The organism is uncultured Amaricoccus sp. (genome assembly GCF_937858865.1).
Classification (GTDB): Bacteria; Pseudomonadota; Alphaproteobacteria; order Rhodobacterales; family Rhodobacteraceae; genus Amaricoccus.
The window spans coordinates 1-6,005 of record NZ_CALLYO010000085.1; the positions used below are offsets into that span (position 1 = coordinate 1).

At 75.2% G+C, this 6,005-nt stretch carries 5 protein-coding genes and 1 pseudogene; 5 read left to right on the forward strand and 1 reads right to left on the reverse strand.

From position 1 onward, the window contains the following. Both Q0112_RS02200 and Q0112_RS02205 read left to right on the forward strand, forming a co-directional pair. A pseudogene (locus Q0112_RS02200) lies at positions 1–353 on the forward strand (diaminopimelate decarboxylase); the annotation flags it as partial. A gap of 38 nt (positions 354–391) precedes the next feature. Further along, complete coding sequence (locus Q0112_RS02205) at positions 392–2,926, forward strand: TIGR02302 family protein (RefSeq protein ID WP_297970810.1); 2,535 nt, start codon at positions 392–394, stop codon at positions 2,924–2,926. A gap of 129 nt (positions 2,927–3,055) precedes the next feature. Here Q0112_RS02205 and Q0112_RS02210 read toward each other — a convergent pair whose 3' ends face one another. Then, positions 3,056–3,769 (reverse strand): zinc-ribbon domain-containing protein, encoded by a 714-nt coding sequence (locus Q0112_RS02210; protein ID WP_297970813.1) that lies wholly within the window; start codon positions 3,767–3,769, stop codon positions 3,056–3,058. A 103-nt stretch (positions 3,770–3,872) separates the two neighbouring features. On the opposite strand from Q0112_RS02210, the gene Q0112_RS02215 reads away from it, so the two are divergent. The 3 genes from Q0112_RS02215 to Q0112_RS02225 all read left to right on the forward strand — a co-directional run. Further along, positions 3,873–4,541 (forward strand): cell division ATP-binding protein FtsE, encoded by a 669-nt coding sequence (locus Q0112_RS02215; RefSeq protein ID WP_297970816.1) that lies wholly within the window; start codon positions 3,873–3,875, stop codon positions 4,539–4,541. Beyond that, complete coding sequence (locus Q0112_RS02220; RefSeq protein WP_297970820.1) at positions 4,538–5,431, forward strand: cell division protein FtsX; 894 nt, start codon at positions 4,538–4,540, stop codon at positions 5,429–5,431. The genes Q0112_RS02215 and Q0112_RS02220 overlap by 4 nt, the downstream gene beginning before the upstream one ends. 2 nt (positions 5,432–5,433) lie before the next feature. Next, positions 5,434–6,005 (forward strand): 1-acyl-sn-glycerol-3-phosphate acyltransferase (locus Q0112_RS02225; protein ID WP_297970822.1); only part of this gene is annotated, 572 nt, incomplete at its 3' end.

The window sequence follows — 6,005 nt, forward strand, 5'->3', positions numbered from 1 at the left end:
TGAACGATCTCGTGCGCCCGGCGATGTACGACGCCTGGCACGACATCGTGCCGGTTGCCGAGCCGGCGCCAGGCGCGCCGCTGGTTCCCGTCGACGCGGTGGGGCCGGTCTGCGAGACGGGCGACACCTTCGCGGTCGGCCGGCTCCTGCCGCCGCTCGCGCCGGGGGATCTCGTGGCCTTCCGCTCGGCGGGCGCCTATGGTGCCGCGATGGCGTCGGAATACAACTCCCGGCCGCTGGTGCCGGAGGTGCTGGTCTCAGGCGATCACTTCGACGTGGTGCGGGCGCGGCCGAGCTTTGACGAGATGCTGAAGCGGGATACCATTCCGGCATGGATCGGGCGAAGGGGCTGAGCCGATCGGAGGCAGGTCGTGACGGGAGTGCCGGGCGGATGAGGGCGGAGCGCCGCGCGGGCCGGGGCGGCGATCCGTTGCGGCGTGTCCTGCGGCGGAGCCGCGCCGCGATGGCGCTCGAGTCGTTCACGCGCGCCTTCTGGCCGTTCGGCTCGGCGCTGGCCTTCGTCTGGGCGGCGCTCGCCTTCGGGCTGGCTGAGATCACCACGCGCCCGCAGCTGATGGCGCTGGCCGGGGCGGCCGGGGTGCTCCTCCTCGCGCTTCTCGTGCGCGGCATCATGCGGTTCCACTGGCCGGGCGAGGCCGAGGCGCGGGCGCGGATCGACGCGGTGCTGCCGGGGCGGCCGCTCGCGGCCCTCTCGGACGAGCCGGCGCTCGGGCGCGACGATCCGGCGGCGCAGAGGGTCTGGGCGGCGCATCTCGCGCGGATGCGGCGGCTCGCGGCGACCGCGCGGCCGGTGGTACCGGACCTGCGCCTCGCCGGCTACGACCGCTGGGCGATCCGGCTCATGGCGCTGGTGGCGCTGATCGCCGCCGGCCTCTTTGCGCGCGACCGCGGCGTCGAGGCGGTGGCGACCGCGCTCGCGCCGGTGCCGGGCACGGCGGTGGCGGCGGGCCCGAGCTTCGAGGGGTGGGCCGAGCCGCCGGCCTATACCGGGCGGCCGACGGTCTATCTGCCCGAGGTCGCGGCGGGCTCGACCGTGGCGGTGCCCGAGGGCACCGAGGTCACGATCCGCGTCTACGGCGAGACCGACCGCTTCGCGATCGAGGAGGACATCTCGGGCGGGGCGCCGGCGGCGCTCTCCGAGGCGGCGCCCGGGATCGGCACCGCCGAGTTCCCGGTGGCGGCGACGGGCGAGGTCGCGCTCAGCCGGTCGGGGCGGGAGATCGGCGCCTGGTCCTTCGTCATGGAGCCCGACCAGCCGCCCGAGATCCGTCTCGCCGGGCCGGTCGAGGCGGCGCCGACCGGCGAGACCCGGCTGCCCTACGAGGGCAGCGACGACCACGGGATCACCGGGGCCGAGGCCGAGATAGCGCTCGACGTTCCCCGGGTCGACCGCCGCTACGGGCTGACGGTCGAACCGCAGGCGCGCCCGGCGCTCGAGGCCGAACTGCCGATGCCGCTGACCGGCGGCACCCGGGAGATCGACGACGCGCTGGTCGAGGACTTCTCCAAGCATCCGTTCGCCGGGTTGCCGGTCACGGTGACGCTGGCGGCGGAGGACGCGCGGGGGCAGGCGGCGGAGAGCGCGCCGGAGGCGGCGGTGCTGCCGATGCGGCGCTTCTACGATCCGCTGGCGCGGGCGCTGGTCGAGCAGCGGCGCGACTTGCTCTGGTCGACCGAGAACGGCCGGCGGGTGACGCAGGTGCTGCGCGCCATCTCCAACCATCCCGACGCGGCCTTCGACAGCCCGCGCGCCTATCTGGTGGTGCGGGCGGCGATCCGGCGGCTGGCGGAGGCGGAGAAGGCCGGCACGGTCGCGGCGGTGCAGGACGAGGTCGCCGAGGCGCTCTGGCAGGCGGCGGTGCAGATCGAGGACGGCAACCTCGGCGACGCCAAGGAGCGGCTGGCGCGGGCCAAGGAGCGGCTGCAGCAGGCGCTGCGCGAGGGGGCCTCCGACGAGGAGATCGCCCGGCTGATGGACGAGCTGCGCCAGGCGACGCGCGACTATATGGAGCAGATGGCGCGCGACGCCATGCGCAACGGCGAGATGCAGCAGGCCGAGATCCCGCCGGGCCAGACCATGACCCAGGACCAGATCCAGGAGCTCATGGACCGCATCCAGGAGCTCTCCGAGCAGGGGCGCAAGGCCGAGGCCGAGGCGCTGCTCGAGATGCTGCAGCAGATGCTCGACAACATGCAGATGATGATGGGCCAGGGCGGGCCGGGCGAGAACGGCCAGGGCCAGCAGTCGATGCAGGGCCTCGCCGATGCGCTGCGCGAGCAGCAGGGGCTGGCCGACGAGAGCTTCCAGCAGCTGCAGCGCCAGTTCCAGCGCGGCCGGAACGGCCCGTCCGGGCAGGGCGAGCAGGGCTGGCCGGGCGACGAGGCGGCACCGGATGGCCAGGCGCAGGGCGGCGACCCGGGGTCGCTCGCCGACCGCCAGGACGCGCTGCGCCAGCTGACCGAGGAACTGCAGCGCGGCCTCCCCGGAGAGGCGGGCGAGGCGGCGCGGGAGGCATTGCGCGAGGCCGAGCGCAACATGGGCGAGGCGGCCGAGGGGCTGCGCGAGGGCGACACGGCCGGCGCACTCGACCGCCAGGCCGACGCGATCGACAACCTGCGCGAGGGGATGCGCCAGATGGGCGAGGACCTCCGCCGCGCCGAGGGCAACGGCCAGGACGGCCAGGGGCAGCTCGAGGGGAGCGCCGCGGCGGAGAACGGGCGCGACCCGCTCGGCCGGCCGAGCGGCGGGCGCGGCGGGATCGGCACCGACGAGAACATGCTGCCCGAGGTCGACAGCGCCGCCCGCGCCCGCGCGCTCCTCGACGAGATCCGCCGCCGGGTGGGCGAGCAGATGCGGCCCGAGCTCGAGCTCGACTATCTCCGCCGGCTGCTCGATCTCTTCTGAGCGGGCAGACAGGGATCGATGTGCGCGCGCACGCGGTGGGCACGCGTGCCCCGAGATCAAGCCGTTGATATCATGCGGAATTATTTCCTGTATAGACAACGTCTATACAGGAGCGGCTTCGGCGGCCGGCTAGCGGTCCGGATCGCCGATCAGCTTCTCGATCTCGCCCCGCCAGTGGTCGACGGCCTCGCCGTAGGCGGTGAGCGCGGGGGCGGCCTGCGGCACCTGCGCGGCGATGGGGGCGCGGTAGAGGTAGGCGGCGAGCGCGAGCGCGGCGAGGAGGAGCGCGAGCAGGAAGCCGCGGGCGAAGCGGCTCCGCGACGGCGGCGGGAGTTCCGCTGCGGGGGCCGCGGGCTCGCCGAGCTCGAGCCGGGACGCGGGCTGCGGGCGGGGCGGGGCGGAGAGGGGGGCGGGCTGGGAGACCGCCGGGCGTTCGGCCGGCTTCGGCGGTGTGGCCGGCCGCGGCGGCAGGTGGACCACCACCGGGGACTCGGCCGGCTGGGCTTCGGGCTGGGGCGCCGGGGCCGTGTCGGGGGCCGTGTCGGGGGCCGCGGCGGGCACGAGCGCCACCGGGGCGGGTGCCGGCATCGGCCGCGTGCCGGGCGACCAGGACTCGAGCCGGCGCAGGATCTGGTCCTCGGTCAGGCCGGCGCCGGGGCCGCCGCGGACGAACCAGCGAGTATGGCAGGCGGTGCATTGCACATGCCGGCCGGCGGCGGGGACCATGCCCTCCGGGACTTCGTATTCGGCGCCGCAGTTCGGGCAGTTCAGGCGCATCGCCACCTCGGTCGGGAGCCGGCTCGGCGCGGCCGAATCGGGGTGCGTCCGTTCTAGCGGCGGCATCCCCTCATTCCAAGCCGCGCCACCGCAGCGCCACCGTTGCGCCACCGTTGCACCGGGCCGCGGCGTCTGTATAACTCGCGCCGCAGGCGACGGAGAGGACCCGGTGATCGAGTTCGAGGAGGCGGGCTTCAGCTACGGCACGCGGACGGTCCTGAGGGACGTGACCCTGTCGCTGGCTCCCGGCGCCTTTCATTTCCTCGTCGCGCCCTCGGGCGCCGGCAAGACGACGCTGCTCAGGCTCTGCTGGCTCGATCTCGCGCCGACCGAGGGGCGGGTCCGGCACTTCGGCCGCGACATCGGCCGGCGTGATCGGAGCGCGATTGCCAGCCTGCGCCGGGCGGTCGGGGTGGTGCAGCACGACTGCCATCTGATCGAGCATCTGTCCCTGGCCGAGAACGTGGCGCTGCCGCTCAGCGTGAGCGGGATCGCGCCCGAGGAGCGGGCCGACGACGTGGCGGCGCTGCTGGCCTGGGTCGAGCTCGGCCATCGGGCGCGGGCGCTGCCGGGCCAGCTCTCGGGCGGCGAGCGGCGGCGGGCGGCGCTGGCGCGGGCGCTGATCCTGAGCCCGGAGCTCGTGCTCGCCGACGAGCCGACGGGCGGCGTCGACCGGACGACCGGGCTGGGGGTGATGACGCTGCTGCTCGAGCTCAGCCGCATGGGCAAGACCGTGCTCGTCGCCACCCACGACACCGACCTCGCCGAGAGCGTGCCGGGGGCGGTGGTGCTGCGGCTCGACGAGGGGCGGGTCTGGGTCGACGAGGCGGTGGCGTGAGCGGCCGGCTGGGCTGGCTCCGCGGCGATCCGATCGCGCTGCGCGTCGTGCCGCCGGGCGGCTGGTCGGCGGCGACGCTCGGGCTGCTCGCAGGCGTCCTCGCCTTCTTTGCGGTGCTGGCGCTGGCGCTGACGCTGGCGGCCGGGCGGCTGGCGGCGGCCTGGGAGGGCGAGGCCGGCGAGACGGCGACGCTGCAGGTCTTCGCCGGCGAGGAGGTGATCGAGGCGCAGGCGCGGGCGGCGCTCGACGTGCTCCGGCAGACGCCGGGGGTCCGCTCGGTGCGGATGGTCGATCTCGCCGAGCAGGAGAAGCTGCTCGAGCCCTGGCTCGGGCCGGAGGTGCCGATGGAGAGCCTGCCGCTGCCGCTGCTGATCGAGGTCGCGACCGACCCCGAGGTGCTCGACGTCGCCGCGCTGGAGGCGCAGCTGGCCGAGGCGGCGCCGGGGGCGGTCTACGACGACCATACCGCCTGGCGGCTGCCGCTGGTCGAGACGGCGGGGCGGGTCGGCCGCTTCGGGCTGGCGAGCCTCGTCCTCCTCGCGCTGGCGCTCGGGGCCGGCGTGGCGCTGGCGGCGGAGCGGGCGGTGGCGGTGAACGCGGCGGCGATCCGCACGCTGCGGCTGGTGGGGGCGGAGGACGGCTTCATCGCCGGCGGCTTCGCCCGGCGGCTGGTGCTGCGCGCCGGGGCGGGGGCGGTCGTCGGGACGGCGGCGGGGATGGTCCTCGTCGCGCTGCTGCCGCAGGGGAGCGAGCCGGGGTTCTTCCTGGCCGGGATCGGGCTGACCGGCTGGCAGTGGCTGTTGCCGCTCCTCGTGCCGGTGGCGGCGGCGGGCGTCGCCTGGGGCGCGGCGCGGGCGGCGACGCGGCGCGGGCTCAGGCGCTGGAGCTGAGCATGCTGCTTTTCCGCTCGCTCGTCTTCGACGCGGTGCTCTACCTGCTGATGGGGGTCATGGGCATCCTCGGGGCGCCCCTCGCGCTCTGGTCGGTGGACGGAGCCTATGCGGTCTGCCGGGCCTATTGCGGGGCGGTCCTCTTCTGCCTCCGGGTGATCTGCGGGCTGAGGGTCGAGGTGCGGGGCGAGGTGCCGAAGGGGGAGGTTCTGGTCGGCTCGAAGCACCAGTCCTTCCTCGACATCCTCATCCTCTTCCGGGCGCTGCCGCGGGCGAAGTTCATCATGAAGAAGGAGCTGCGCTGGGCGCCGATCCTCGGGCTCTACGCGCTCCGCATCGGCTCGACGCCGGTCAACCGGGGGGACCGGTCGAAGGCGATGAAGGCGATGGTCGCCCATGCCGGCGAGGCGCGGGAGCCGCGGCAGCTGGTCATCTATCCGCAGGGGACGCGGGTGGCGCCGGGGGCGCGGCTGCCCTACAAGGTGGGGGCGGGGGTGCTCTACGAGCGGATGGGGGTGCCCTGCGTGCCGGCGGCGACCAATGCCGGGGTCTTCTGGGGGCGGCGGAGCCCCTA